The organism is Streptomyces sp. NPDC044003 (genome assembly GCF_056435185.1).
Window position 1 is genome coordinate 49,888 of the sequence record NZ_JBWKFA010000017.1, and the last position, 12,310, is coordinate 62,197.

Genomic DNA, 12,310 nt, shown 5'->3' on the forward strand with positions numbered 1-12,310 from the left:
CGTTTTTTCCGTACCCGTCCGAGCCTTCCCCCGTCTTCCGAGAGGAACAGACCGTGACTTCAGAAACCGCCCCCCGCGCGGGGCGCCGGGAGTGGATGGGACTCGCGATCCTCGCGCTGCCCACCCTGCTGGTGTCCTTCGACGTGTTCGCGATGCTGCTGGCCCTGCCGCAGCTGAGTTCGGATCTGGGCGCGAGCAGCACCCAGCAGTTGTGGATCATGGATATGTACGGGTTCATGGTCGGCGGCTTCCTCGTCACCATGGGCACCCTCGGCGACCGCATCGGCCGCCGCAAGCTCCTGCTGATCGGCGCCACCGTCTTCGGACTCGCCAGCCTGCTGGCCGCCTTCGCCACCACACCCGAAATGCTGATCGCCGCCCGAGCGCTCCTCGGCATCGCCGGCGCCACCCTCGCCCCGAGCACACTCGCCCTGATCAGCAACATGTTCCGCGACCCCAAGCAGATGGGAATGGCCATCGGCGTGTGGGCGGGCTGCTTCTCGGTGGGGGCGATCGTCGGACCGATCGTGGGCGGTGCGCTCCTCGACCATTTCTGGTGGGGTTCGGTCTTCCTGATCGGCGCACCGGTGATGGTGCTGCTGCTCGTGCTCGGCCCGGTGCTGCTGCCGGAGTACAAGGCACCGCAGGCCGGCCGGCTCGACCTGCCGAGCGTGGCCCTGTCCCTCGCCGCCGTACTGCCCTTCATCTACGGCCTGAAGGAGACCGCCCGCCAGGGCCTGCACCCGCTGCCCGTCGCCGCCCTCCTGGCCGGCCTCGCCCTCGGTGTGCTGTTCGTCCGCCGCCAGCGGTCCCTCGCCGACCCGCTGCTCGACCTGCGCCTGTTCGGCGCCGCCCCGTTCCGCACGGCGCTGGTGGGCATGCTCTTCTACAGCATGCTGACGGGCACGGCGATGCTGTTCCTCACCCAGTACTTCCAGGCGGTGGAGGGCATGTCGCCGCTCGCCGCGGGCCTGGGGCTGCTGCCCGGCATGGCCGGGTCGATCACGGGCATCACCGTCTCCCCCGTGCTGGCCCGCAGGGTCCGCCCCGCCTATCTCATCGCGGGCGGCCTCGCCCTGGTGATCTGCGGTTTCCTCCTGATGCTCCAGGCGGGCCCGGACGGCGGCACCGCGTGGCTGGTGGCGGGCTGGACGCTGAACGGGCTCGGCGGCGGGCCGCTCGTGTCGCTCGGCACGAACCTGGTGGTCGGGTCCGTCCCGCCGGAGAAGGCGGGCGCCGCCGCCTCGCTCTCGCAGACCGGCAACGAGTTCGGCTACGGCCTGGGCATCGCCGTCGTCGGTACCCTCGGCACCGCCGTCTACCGGTACGGCGTCTCCGACGGCCTTCCCGCCGGCCTGTCGGCCGCGGCGGCGGACCGTGCCCGGGAGAGCGTCGCGGGCGCCGTGTCCGCGAGCCGCGCCCTGCCCGAGGAGCTCGCGGCCCGGCTGCTGGACTCGGCGTCGCAGGCGTACACCGACGGCCTGCACACGGTCGTCGGACTCACCGCCGTCGTTCTCGCCGGGGTGGCCGTGCTCGTCGCCCGCGTACTGCGCCATGTGCCGCCGCTCGGCGCACCGGACACCGTGCCTTCCCCGGAGGAGACCCCCGTGGAAGGCACTCCGGAGGGCCGCCCCGAACCCGCGTCGGTGGGCTGAGGCGGCTCCGGCGACGGGCGGCGCGGCGCACCGTGGTCCCGTCTCGCTGCCCGCCCGCCGACCGCTTCCCGCTCTAGCGGAGGGAGAGCTGCCGCTCGTCGGCCTGGGCGGCCGACGGGGCCGGGCGGGATGCCTCGGCAGGCGGTGCGGTGCGGGCGGCCGCCTGGGCGGCGCGGCGGGCGCGGGAGGTGCCGAAGCGGCGCATCACCGGGCGCTCGACGAACGTGAACAGCAGCCAGGACACCAGCAGGGTGGAGGCGAGGAACAGCGCGATCAGGCCGATCGCCTGCCCGGTGCCCCACAGCACGGTGTAGCCGCCGAAGATCTGGTGCCCGTAGCCGAGAACGAGCTGGTGGCTGATGTACATGGCGAAGGACACCTCGCCGAGCCAGACCATGGCACGGCTGGAGAGCCAGCTGCGCTTGCCGCGCGTGTCGCCCTGGGCGGCGGCGGCGATGAGCAGACCGAGCGGCACCAGCATGATCGCCGTCAGGTGGTACGAGGCCGGGAGGAACGGGGCGACGACGTACGCGGCGAGGGTGAGCAGCAGCGCGCCACCGAAGCCGAGCGGCAGGCGGCGGCCCTCGGCGACCACACGCGCCAGAATCATGCCGAAGACGAAGTCGAGGACGCGGGTCGCCGGGAACTGGTAGACGAGCCACATCTCGGAGGCCTTGATGTTCACCATCGGAATCAGCGACTGGTCCTGCAGCAGCGGGGCGAACAGCGGCACGGCGAACACGGCGGCCACGACGGCGGCGGCCGCGGCCCACAGGCGCTCCGGGCGGATGCGACCGACCACGCGGAACAGCACCGGGAAGAGGGCGTAGAACAGCAGCTCGCAGGAGAGCGACCAGGCGACGCCGTTGAAGCTGCCGCGGACGAAGAGGTCCGGGGACCAGGACTGCAGCAGGAACAGCTGGAGCAGCGCGGTGCCGCCGTCGAAGGGCATGCCGGCGACGGTGACCAGCAGCACGGCGGCGACGACGAAGGTCAGCAGGTGCAGCGGGTAGATCTTGAAGAACCGGCGGCGGAAGAAGGCCCCCGCGGTGTCGTCGGCCCGCGCGGACCAGGCGAGGACGAATCCGCTCAGGATGAAGAAGAAGCCGACCCCGGTCCAGCCGCCCTGGTAGGAAAGCGACTTCATGACCGAGGCACTGCCGGCGTCGGCGAAGAACCCTTCGAAGTTGGCGTGGAAGAAGAAGACCAGGGCTGCGGCGATGAACCGCATTCCGGTCAGCGCGGGAAGCCGGGAGGACCTGGCGGCGGCGGTCCCGGATCTCGTCGGTCGGTCTGTCATGGGGGCTCGCTCTCCCGTGCGTTCTGGCCGGATTCAGTTCCCCACGACTTTGCCAAGTCCCTTTCCCCATAGGCATCTTCGAGGTTGCCTCGCTCACGGTGAGACGCCGGTCCCGGGGTTTTCGCGTCATGACCGCACACCAGGAGATGCAGCCCCGCCGGCCCCGCCCCGACCATGGCCCGGGCGAGCCGAACCGTGGCCGCCGCGGCGACGAACATGGGAGGCGGACGTGCCTGATCCGGACACCTGGGATCTACTGGTCGAGCGGGACGATCTCACGGCGGTCGAGGTACGGCAGGCGTCCCTCACCCCGCTGCGTCCGGGCGAGGTGCGGCTGGCCGCGGAGAAGTTCGCGCTGACGGCGATCACCGCCACCTACGCCCGGCTCGGGGAGTCCGAGCTCCCGTTCTTCGACGCCTTCGCCGGCCCGGAGGGCCATGGCCGGGTCCCGACCTGGGGCTGGGCCCGGGTCGAGGAGTCGGCCCACCCCGGCGTCGAGGTCGGCACCCGTTACTTCGGCTTCCTGCCGATGTCCACGCACGTCACCCTCACCGCGGAGCCGACGGAGCGGGGCTTCGACGACACCGCGCCCGAGCGGGACTTCCTGCACCCCTGGTACCGCGCGTATCTGCGGGCCGGGGACGGCGACGAGCTCGACGACCACCGGCTGCTGCTCAAGCCGCTGTACCCGGCCTCGTTCAACCTGGCCGAGTTCCTGATCCGTGAGCACCCTTCGGCCACCGTTCTCGTCACCAGTGCCTCCAGCAAGACCGCCGTGGGGCTCGCCGCCCTGCTGGCCGGTCACGAGGGCATCACCACGGTCGGAGCAACGGCCCCCGGCCACCTCGGTTTCGTCCGGGGCCTCGGCCACTACGACACGGTCCTCGGCTACGAGGAGCTCGGCACGGCCGAGGTTCCCGAGTCCGTCGTCCTCGTCGACTTCACCGGGCAGGCCGATCGCCTGTTCGCCGTGTACGAGCGGTTCGGCTCCGCCCTGAAGGACGCGCTGCTCGTCGGCTACACCCACCCCGGCGCCGAGATCGAGCCCCCCGAGGGGCTGACCGATCCCGAGCCGTGGATCTTCTTCACTCCCTCCGAGGAGCAGCGGCTCATCGAGAAGGAGGGCGAGGAGCCGTACCGGGCCCGCTACCAGCAGGCCGAGGACGCCTTCGTCGCGGGCGCGCCGCAGTGGCTCACGGTCACCCGGGCAACCGGTCCCGAGGCCCTGGTCCGCGTCTACCGGTCCCTGATCGACGGCGGGCTGCCCGCCGAGACGGGCACCGTGCTCTCCCTCCGCTGAACCGCCCCGTCGTCCTTCCCCCTTCCCCCGAACGGGAGCTGCGCACCGTGACTCAGACCCAGAGCGTCGAAAGACCGCTGTCGCCGGCCCGCGACCCCCGGCCGTCCGGGCCGTCGGGCCGCCCCGCACCGGCCCGCCGCGGCTGGTTCGGACGCAACTACATCGTCCCGATGGCCGTCGCCGCGGCCGCCTACCTGCTCTACCAGCTCCCGCCGTACCTCACCTTCGACCCGACGAAGACGCACATCCCGCTGCAGTTCCCGCTGCACTACGCGATCCTCGTCGGCCATGTGATGACCGGCGCGGTGACGCTGGTGACGCTGGTCCTCCAGCTGTGGCCGTGGCTGCGCCGCAACCACCCGGCGGTGCACCGCTGGAGCGGTCACCTGTACGTGTTCGGCGGGGCGCTGCCGTCGTCGCTGCTGGCGCTCGCGATGTTCCCCGTGGCCTTCAAGCCCGGCAGCGTGGCCGTGCTGATGTCGGGGATCCTGTGGGCGGTCACCTCGATCGTCGGCTGGGTGAGGGCCCGCCAGGGCCGCTACGCCGAACACCGCCGTTGGATGCTGTACAGCTTCGCGATCGTGTGGGGCCAGACGGTGTGGGGCTTCGTCATCGGCATGAGCCTGTTCAGCCTGCCGGTCGCCGTCGACATCACGTACATCTCCGAGGCGGCCCGCTGGGTCGGCTGGGTCGGCAATCTGCTGCTCGTGCACTGGTGGATCGAGCGCACCGCGCGGCGCGGCCAGAACCCCGCGTACGCCGGCCGCCGTTCGTAGGGGCGTACCGGACGGAAAGGGGGCCGGCGGGTGTCACACCCGCCGGCCCCCTTCGTCGTGTCCGCCGTGCCGTCAGACGGCCGAGCAACCGGGGGCGATGTCGCCGCGGAACAGGCCGTCGGGGTCGACGCGGGCGCGGACCCGGTCGGCGGCGAGGACGGCCTCGGGCGTCAGGTGGCCCTGGGGCTGGGTGAGGCTCGCGACGAACGTGGGCGTGGTGCGGCCGGTGTCCCAGGGGCCCAGGGCGGCGCGGACCTCGGCGCAGTGGGCGAGGATCTCCTCCTCCGTGCCGCCGAATCCGGGGACGCCCGCGCCGGAGTAGGCGAAGCGCGCGTCGAGGTGGCCGAGTGCGCCGGAGCCGTCGGGGGCCTCGGCGAGGGCGCCGCCGAGCTGGCGCAGTTCGGCGACGGTGAGGGCGGAGTGCGGCCGGTCGACGGTGGCGCGCAGGAAGGCGGCGATGCCGTCGTCGCCGATCTCGCCGAGCAGCAGGTGGTCGCCGAGGACGGGTACGGGCTCCGGCGGATCCATGTGGGTCTCGGGCACGGCCGTCGGGCCCGCCTCGTGCCAGGTGTCCATCAGCGGGTCGGCGACGGCGCGCAGCGGGGCGAGCAGGTCGTCGGCCTGCCGGCGGGCGGTGCCGAGGTCGTCCGCGCCGGTCGCGACGACGACGCCGTCGAGGCACAGCACGGGTCCGGCGCTGAGGACCTCGGGGACCTCGGGGAGCTTCGGCAGGTTCATCACCCGGATCGAGGTGGTGGCCTCTCGGGGGGCCCGCTCGGTCCATGCCCGCCAGACCGGCAGCAGTTCGGCGGCGTGCGCGGCGGACCAGAAGGCCGCTCCGGTGACCACACCGGCCACGGGGAAGAGGGCCACCTCGACGGCGGTGACGACGCCGAGGCCGCCGCCGCCGGCGCGCAGTGCCCAGAACAGTTCGGGGTCGTCGTCGGCGGCGACGCGGCGGAGATCGCCGTCCGCGGTGACGAGTTCGATCGCGCGCACGCTGTTGACGGCGAGGCCGGTGTGGCGCGCGTACATGCTCAGCCCGCCGCCCAGCAGGTAGCCGACGGCGCCGACGGTCGGCGAGGAGCCGTGCGGCGCGGCGAGCCCGTGGCGGGCGGCCTCGGCGACGACGGCGCCCCAGCGGGTGCCGGCGGGTATCCGGGCGGTGCGGCGGTGCGGATCGACGGTGACGGGCTCGTCGAGTTCGGTACGGATGAGGAGCGCTTCGTCCATGGGACGGGCGGTCGCGGCGGCGTGGCCGGTCGCGTGGACCCGTACGCCCAGGCCTGCGGCGCGGGCGCGGGCGATCGCGGTGCGGATCTCCTCGACGGTGCGGGCGGTGACGGCGGCGGCGGGAGCGACGGGGGCGAACAGGTTGAACACCCGGGTGGCCGCTTCGTAGGCCGCCTCGCCGGGCCTCGCGAGGGCCGCGGGGTTCTCGTCGACCGTGGTCATGGGTGGTTCCTCCGGCATGGGTCGGGGCGGGGGACGGCAGGGCGGTGGGGACCACGGGCTCGCGGGGCCGGCGGGAAACGGGGCGGCCGACCCGTCCGGGGGACGGGCCGGCCGCGGCCTGGAGGTGCGAGCCCGGGCGCCCGGGGCGGTGTGGCTAGGCGGTGCGTTCGGCGGTGATGAAGACGAAGGAGCCGGTGCCGGACTGCTCGCGGACCGTCAGGCCGGCTTCGGTGAGCCAGCCGCGGACCTCGTCCAGGTCGAACAGGAGCATTCCGGCGGGGCGGCTGGGGAAGAAGTGCGCCCCCTGGAAGTAACGGTCGACCGGGTCGTCCGCCCAGCGGAAGGTGAGCAGGGTGAAGGTGCCGCCCGGCTTGAGGACGCGGCCGATCTCGGCGATGGCGATGTCGGCCTGCTCGGGGAAGGCCTGGAGCGCGTTCCAGCAGTTGACGGCACCGAGGCTGGCGTCGGCGTACGGCAGGGTGAGCGCGCTGGCGACGACGGCCGGCACCTGGGGCAGGGCACGGCGCAGGGCGGTGAGCATGGGCAGACCGAGGTCCTGGGCGATCAGCCGCTCGGTGCCGACGGCCTGCTCCAGGACGGCGGTCCAGCGGCCGGCACCGGCGCACAGGTCGAGCACGGGGCCGTCGACGGGCCGGGTGTGGTCACGGAGGTAGGTGTCCTCGTCGGCCGGGGTGACGGCGTCGTCCCAGTTGAGGCCGGCGATCCGCAGGAAAGCGGGGCGCAGCACGGTCTCGTAGTAGACGCCCATGCTCGGCATGGCGGCGAGCTTCTGGAGGAGGTCGGCGGTGTCGTCCTCCTCGGAGGCCTGCGAGCCGGTCGCGCCGCGGGAGAGGTCGAGCAGGCCCTGGGCGAGCGGGTAGGCGGTGGCGCAGGAGGCGCAGCGGACGGCGCCGTCGTAGTCGAGCGGGCCGTCGCACGACGGGCAGCGCAGGGCGTCGGCGTGGCGGGCGAACGCGTCGGGGCCCAGTTCGCCGACGGTGTTCCCGGCGGCGGCGGGGGCCGGGTAGGAGGTCTCGTTGACGGAGCCGTGCCGGACCGCCCAGTAGGCCCGCATGCCGGCGTAGGCGAGGACGGTGCGGGTGTCGTTGTTCCAGTTGGCTTCGATCTGCTCGGGCGTGAGGGCCTTGATCCACTCGGTGTCGAAGCCGCGCTCGTCGTCGTTGAGGTTCCAGGCGGCGGGCGAGGGCCAGCAGCGACCGAGGTCGGGGGCCTCGGGGTCGAGGGGGCGCAGGGCGCGCTCGAGGCGGGTCAGGTCGTGCTCGTCGAGGGCGAGTCCCTCGGTGGCCGCCGCGGCCAGGATGCGCTCGCGGTGCTCCGGGAAGTGGGCGAGCAGGTACACGAGGGCGAGGGTCAGGGGCGTGCCGGCGCCGCTGTCGGCGAGCAGCTCCAGGTAGCGGTCGAGACCTTGGCGGACCGCGGTGCGGACGGGGCCGTCACCGGCCGGGTGGTCCTGGTACTCGGACTCGGCGAGCAGGCCGAGGAGGACGACGAGGTGGCCGGTGCGCCGGGCGTCGGCGGCGTCGAGCGCCGCCACCAGGGTGCCGGCGCGCTCCGCGGCGCCGTCCACCGGGCCGTCGGCCGACCACAGGGCGGCGGCCAGGCGAGCGAAGCCCTCCTGCAGGTCCTCGCCCTCGGCGTGGCGGAAGGCGTCGAGGAGATCGGTGAGCACCGGGGACGTCGACGGGTGGCTCATGTGCGGGTCCTTTCTCGGATTCGGGCGGGCGCCGGGTTCCGGGGCGACCGTTCGGCGCCCGTGAGCTGCCCGGACACCGCATGGGCGAGCGCCGCCGTGTTCGCGGGCTCGGTGAGGTAGAAGTGGCCGCCGGGCAGCACCCGTCGGACGAAGTGGCCGGTGGTGGTCGCCGCCCAGGCGTCGGCCGTGTCGGGGGTGACGACCGGGTCGGCGTCGCCGACGACGGCGGTCACGGGGCACGACAGCCGGTGGCCCGGGTCGCGGTAGGTCTCGAAGGCCTGGAAGTCGGCGCGGATCGCCGGCAGCAGCAGGCGCAGCAGCGTCTCCTCGCCGTCCGAGCGGTGGGTGGTGCCGCTGATCCGGTCGAGTTCGGTGACGAGGGCGTCGTCGTCGCGAAGGTGGACGCCGAAGTCGCGGGACGCCGAGGGCGCGAGCGCGGCCGAGGCGAAGAGGTGGACCGGGGCGGGGCCGGTGGCCTGGAGGCGGGCGGCGGTCTCGTAGGCGACGAGGGCGCCGAGGCTGTGGCCGAGCAGGGCCAGCGGAGCGTCCCGGAGCGGGGCGAGCGCGGCCGCGATGTGTCCGGCCATCAGGGCGAGGTTGCGCAGCGGTGGTTCGGCCAGCCGGTCGTGGCGGCCGGGGTACTGCGCGGCCAGCACCTCGATGCCCGGGCCGAGGGCCTGGGCCAGCGGGTGGAAGGCGTGGGCGGAGCCGCCGACGTGCGGCAGGCACACGACGCGGACCGCTCCCGGAGGAGCGGTCCGCAGGGTGCGGAGCCAGCTCACTTGGTGATCGTCTCGACGCTGGGCGTGGCCGAGGCCTTGCCGAGGCGCTCGCGCAGCTTCATGGCGGGGTTCTCGACGAGGTAGAAGCTGGCGGTGGCGAGGACGATCGAGCCGCCCAGGGTGACGGCGAACAGCTCGGGGAAGCTTCCCCTCGGCATGAGGTCGCCGCGCCAGAAGTAGATGATGGCGATGTGCCACAGGTACAGGCCGTAGGAGATGCGGCCGAGGAAGCGCATCACCGGGTTGCTCATGGCCGCGACGATGGCGCGGGAGGGGTTCGGCACGGTGACCGGGGCGACGAGCAGCAGACCGAAGAGCGTGTAGAGGAAGTGCTCGGTCATGCCGCCGGCCATCGACGGGTAGTCGGCGTGGCCGGGCTCGCCGATCGGGCGGACGCAGGCCAGGACGTAGACGCCGGCCGCGAGGACCCAGCACCACACCGGCTTGTTCTGCACGAACCGGTAGAACGCGGGGACGCGGTCGGGTGCGACGTCGGCGCCCGCGGAGAGCGCGGCGAGGCCCATGCCGACGGCGATGAACCCGAGCCACTTCGGCGGCCACTCGTTCTGAATGGGGTAGAGGCCCATGGAGGGCAGGAAGGTGTACGCGGCGTAGGCGAAGCCGATGACGACGAGCGGGCTCAGGCCCCACAGGATGCGGCGGACGCGCACGCCCGGATCCGTGGCCTTGCCGGCGAACTTGTCGAGGGCCCAGGCCAGCAGCGGCAGCGCGGCGTAGAAGGCGACCTCGGTGGCGAGGGTCCAGGTCTGCTCCAGGCCCTCGCCGACGAGGCGGGCGTCGATCTGGTAGACCTGCAGCAGCAGCACGGGGCGGAGGACCTGCCACAGGCTGTGCACGGCCTCGCGGTTGAGGGTGAGCATGGTGACGGCGACCAGCACCCAGTACGCGGGCAGGGTGCGCAGGGCGCGACGCCAGAAGTAGGGCTTGATCTCGGGCTTGCGGGTACCGGCGATGGTCGCGAGCGCGAACGGCCGGTAGAGCAGCATGCCGGAGAGCACGAAGAAGATGGGCAGGCTCACATGGAGCTGCTGGAGCATGACGCCGAGGAACCCGTTGGGTTCCTTGTCCATGAACCCGACCATGCCGGAACTGAACCCGACGTGTGTGCAGAGCACTCCCATGGCCGCGAGCCCACGCATGCCCTCAAGCTCCGGGAAGAACCGGCGCTGGGTGCTGCGGGTGCTGCTGACGGCCTTGGGAGATCTGGTTGTGGTGATGGCCACCGGCCCGACCCCCTGATCAGCGAAGAGACGGGGGCCAGCCTCCCGGCGACCGGTTCACGGCTGCATCTTGCACGTTGCGGTGTTGCCGCCGGAACGTCGCGGCACCGGAACCGGGCGCCCGGTGGGCGGCGGCTCGTCGGCCGGGGCGCGGACGACGAGGGGACGGAGACGACGGAAGGGAGCGGTACGGGTCGACAGGACCCGTACCGCTCCCTTCTCGTACGGTCGGTTCAGACGCCGGCCAGGTGGTCGGCGAGGCAGTCGAGGAAGCTGTTCCAGCCCGCCTCGACCTCTGCGGCCTTCTCCGTGTCGAGTCGGCCGACCTGCTGGAAGCAGAGCGTCGTGCCGCCGTCGTGGTCCTCGAAGGTGACCGTGGTCAGCTCCTCCGCCTCACCGCGCTCGGCGCGCTCGGCGACGTTCTCGTCGTTCGGGTCGACGAGCGTGAACACCAGGCGCTCGTCCGCCACGACCTCGCGGTAGACGCCCGTGAACGGGAACTCACCGATGCCCTCGGCCGCCATGGTGGCGTTCCAGGTGCCGCCGACCCGCACGTCGAGGGCGACCGTGGAGAGCTCGGTGGTGAAGCCGCGCGGCCCCCACCACTGGGCGAAGCGCTCCGGCTCGGTCCACGCGCGGTAGACCTCGGCGCGCGGGGCGTCGAGAACGCGGGTGACGGTGATCGCCGTCAGCTCGGTGGTGTCGGCCACGGATCAGGCCTCCGGCGCGTCGAACAGCGGGCGGATCTCGACGCCGCCGTCGTGGACCGGGACGAACTTCGCGATCTCCAGGGCCTGCTCCAGGCTCTCGGCCTCCAGCACGAACGCACCGCCGAGGGACTCACGGGCCTCGGCGAACGGGCCGTCGTTGATCTCGCCCTTGCGGACGTTCTTGGCGGTGCCGGCCGGCTGCAGGGCGAGACCGTTGAGGATCTTGCCGCCGAGCTCCTCGACCTTGCCGGGGAACGCCTCGTGGGCCGCGAGGAGCTCCTTCGGAGCGTTCTCCCAGCCGCCGGGGATCTCCGCCTCGTAGATGAAAACCGCGAACTGAGCCATGGGGGGATCTCCTTCTGACTGTGCTCTGTCTGCGTGGTCGGTGCACCCCACGACGACGACAGGGTGCGCAGGCGTGGGTCCACCCGCCCAGCCTCCCCGGCGGGAGGGCCGTGCGGCATCTTCGAGGTTGCTGTCGTTCGGGCGGTTCCCTCGAGCCGCTGGCGGCCCGGCCGTCGGGCGGGGCGCTGCGCAATCGAGGAGATGCGCGGTGGTGCGCGGCGCCCCGACGCTGGCCGTATGACTGACTTCGCCAACAAGACGTACTTCATCACCGGTGGTGGCAGCGGCATCGGCTTCGCCACCGCCCGCCGCCTGCTCGACGAGGGTGCGAACGTGGTGATCGCGGGCCGCGACGCCGCCCGCCTCGAAAAGGCCGTCAAGGAGCTGGACGGCGGCGACCGGGTGCTCGCCGTGACCGTCGACGTCTCCCGCCCGGCAGAGCTGGAGGCGGCCTACGAGCAGGTCCGAGCCCGCTTCGGCGCCCTGCACGGCGTCTTCGCCAACGCCGGCATCGGTCTCAACGCCCGCACCGCGGACGTGACCGAGGAGGACTTCGACCAGGTCGTCGACACCAACTTCAAGGGCTCCTTCTTCACCGTGCAGAAGGCGCTGCCGCTGCTCGTCGAAGGCGCCTCCGTGGTGCTCAACGCCTCGTGGCTGGTGCACCGCGGCATGGGCGCGGGCTCGGTCTACGCGGCCAGCAAGGCGGCCGTGCTCAACCTGCCGCAGACCCTCGCCCCGGACCTGGCAGGCCTCGGCATCCGGGTCAACGCGGTCACCCCGGGCCACATCCGCACCGAGATGTTCGACGCCGTCGCCCCGGTCGAGGAGGTCCGCGAGTTCTTCCGCGGCCAGGTCGCCCTCGGCTCCCTCGGCACCCCGCAGGACATCGCCGAGACGGTGCTGTTCCTGCTGTCGCCGCGCGCGGCGTACATCACCGGTCAGGAGTTCGTCGTCGACGGCGGTCTCGTCGGCTCCGTCCCCGCCTGACCGGCGCTGCCCCCTTCCCGGCCCGCCAGCACACGAGGAGAT

The 12,310-nt window shown here is 72.8% G+C and carries 11 protein-coding genes; 4 read left to right on the forward strand and 7 right to left on the reverse strand.

Features of this window, described 5'->3' with window-relative positions:
* The first annotated feature begins 95 nt into the window (after nucleotides 1–95).
* Nucleotides 96–1,655: an MFS transporter gene (locus AC07AW_RS38540; protein ID WP_478820176.1), complete on the forward strand. Its 1,560-nt coding sequence runs from the start codon at nucleotides 96–98 to the stop codon at nucleotides 1,653–1,655.
* 73 nt (nucleotides 1,656–1,728) lie between these two features.
* On the opposite strand, the gene AC07AW_RS38545 is transcribed toward AC07AW_RS38540, so the two are convergent.
* Complete coding sequence (locus AC07AW_RS38545) at nucleotides 1,729–2,955, reverse strand: acyltransferase family protein (protein WP_478820116.1); 1,227 nt, start codon at nucleotides 2,953–2,955, stop codon at nucleotides 1,729–1,731.
* 229 nt (nucleotides 2,956–3,184) lie between these two features.
* Between AC07AW_RS38545 and AC07AW_RS38550 the strand changes: the two genes are divergently transcribed.
* Nucleotides 3,185–4,255 carry a DUF2855 family protein gene (locus AC07AW_RS38550; RefSeq protein ID WP_478820117.1) on the forward strand — a complete coding sequence of 357 codons (1,071 nt, stop codon included), beginning with the start codon at nucleotides 3,185–3,187 and terminating at the stop codon, nucleotides 4,253–4,255.
* A 47-nt stretch (nucleotides 4,256–4,302) separates the two neighbouring features.
* Complete coding sequence (locus AC07AW_RS38555) at nucleotides 4,303–5,031, forward strand: DUF2306 domain-containing protein (RefSeq protein ID WP_478820118.1); 729 nt, start codon at nucleotides 4,303–4,305, stop codon at nucleotides 5,029–5,031.
* Nucleotides 5,032–5,103: 72 nt separating this feature from the next.
* Here the strand turns inward: AC07AW_RS38555 and AC07AW_RS38560 are convergent, their stop codons facing one another.
* From AC07AW_RS38560 to AC07AW_RS38585, 6 genes are all read right to left on the reverse strand, one after another.
* A complete protein-coding gene (locus AC07AW_RS38560; RefSeq protein ID WP_478820119.1) occupies nucleotides 5,104–6,486 on the reverse strand; it encodes an FAD-binding protein in 1,383 nt (460 codons plus the stop codon).
* A gap of 154 nt (nucleotides 6,487–6,640) precedes the next feature.
* On the reverse strand, nucleotides 6,641–8,200 hold the full coding sequence (locus tag AC07AW_RS38565) for a methyltransferase domain-containing protein (protein ID WP_478820120.1): 1,560 nt from the start codon (nucleotides 8,198–8,200) through the stop codon (nucleotides 6,641–6,643).
* Nucleotides 8,197–8,982, reverse strand: a complete 786-nt coding sequence (locus AC07AW_RS38570) for a thioesterase II family protein (RefSeq protein ID WP_478820121.1) — start codon at nucleotides 8,980–8,982, stop codon at nucleotides 8,197–8,199. The genes AC07AW_RS38565 and AC07AW_RS38570 overlap by 4 nt, the downstream gene beginning before the upstream one ends.
* Nucleotides 8,979–10,142, reverse strand: a complete 1,164-nt coding sequence (locus tag AC07AW_RS38575; RefSeq protein ID WP_478820122.1) for an acyltransferase family protein — start codon at nucleotides 10,140–10,142, stop codon at nucleotides 8,979–8,981. Before AC07AW_RS38575 ends, AC07AW_RS38570 begins: the two co-directional genes overlap by 4 nt.
* A 314-nt stretch (nucleotides 10,143–10,456) precedes the next feature.
* Nucleotides 10,457–10,933 carry an SRPBCC family protein gene (locus tag AC07AW_RS38580; protein ID WP_478820123.1) on the reverse strand — a complete coding sequence of 159 codons (477 nt, stop codon included), beginning with the start codon at nucleotides 10,931–10,933 and terminating at the stop codon, nucleotides 10,457–10,459.
* Between the two features lie 3 nt (nucleotides 10,934–10,936).
* On the reverse strand, nucleotides 10,937–11,278 hold the full coding sequence (locus AC07AW_RS38585; RefSeq protein WP_389238526.1) for a YciI family protein: 342 nt from the start codon (nucleotides 11,276–11,278) through the stop codon (nucleotides 10,937–10,939).
* A 237-nt stretch (nucleotides 11,279–11,515) separates the two neighbouring features.
* Between AC07AW_RS38585 and AC07AW_RS38590 the strand changes: the two genes are divergently transcribed.
* Nucleotides 11,516–12,268: an SDR family NAD(P)-dependent oxidoreductase gene (locus tag AC07AW_RS38590; RefSeq protein ID WP_478820124.1), complete on the forward strand. Its 753-nt coding sequence runs from the start codon at nucleotides 11,516–11,518 to the stop codon at nucleotides 12,266–12,268.
* The last annotated feature ends 42 nt before the right edge of the window (nucleotides 12,269–12,310 follow it).

Bases quoted from the DNA above. Each gene is read 5' to 3' on its own strand.
- AC07AW_RS38540 (WP_478820176.1), top strand. From the start codon at position 96: ATGGGACTCGCGATCCTCGCGCTGCCCACCCTGCTGGTGTCCTTCGAC.
- AC07AW_RS38545 (WP_478820116.1), bottom strand. From the start codon at position 2,955: ATGACAGACCGACCGACGAGATCCGGGACCGCCGCCGCCAGGTCCTCC.
- AC07AW_RS38560 (WP_478820119.1), bottom strand. From the start codon at position 6,486: ATGACCACGGTCGACGAGAACCCCGCGGCCCTCGCGAGGCCCGGCGAG.
- AC07AW_RS38565 (WP_478820120.1), bottom strand. From the start codon at position 8,200: ATGAGCCACCCGTCGACGTCCCCGGTGCTCACCGATCTCCTCGACGCC.
- AC07AW_RS38575 (WP_478820122.1), bottom strand. From the start codon at position 10,142: ATGCGTGGGCTCGCGGCCATGGGAGTGCTCTGCACACACGTCGGGTTC.
- AC07AW_RS38585 (WP_389238526.1), bottom strand. From the start codon at position 11,278: ATGGCTCAGTTCGCGGTTTTCATCTACGAGGCGGAGATCCCCGGCGGC.
- AC07AW_RS38590 (WP_478820124.1), top strand. From the start codon at position 11,516: ATGACTGACTTCGCCAACAAGACGTACTTCATCACCGGTGGTGGCAGC.